Genomic DNA, 303 nt, shown 5'->3' with positions numbered 1-303 from the left:
CGCATTTGAAAATCTAGCAGTATATAATGCCGAAGGTAAGGCATACAAGTATGAAGTGAAAGAACAAGAAGTAGCTGGATATGAATCAAAAGTAGAAGGTTACGAAATCACGAATACAAAAGTAGGCCAAACGAAAGTAGAAGGAACGAAAACATGGAAGGACGGAAATGCTGAAGGACGTCCAGAAATGATTAAAGTAGACCTATTACAAAATGGCCAAGTCATTGCAACAAAAGAAGTGAGCGCAGCGAGTGAATGGAAATATGCGTTTACAGATTTAGCAGCATACGATGCCGAAGGAAA

The 303-nt window shown here is 39.3% G+C and carries 1 protein-coding gene; it reads left to right on the top strand.

Annotation, left to right across the window (positions count from 1 at the left end):
- A partial coding sequence (locus CN373_RS24895) for a Cna B-type domain-containing protein (protein ID WP_133116053.1) occupies window positions 1-303 on the top strand: 303 nt, incomplete at both ends.

The sequence above is a fragment of the Bacillus cereus genome, from assembly GCF_002561295.1.
Taxonomy (GTDB): domain Bacteria; phylum Bacillota; class Bacilli; order Bacillales; family Bacillaceae_G; genus Bacillus_A; species Bacillus_A cereus_S.
This window is presented reverse-complemented; position numbering and strand designations above follow the sequence as displayed.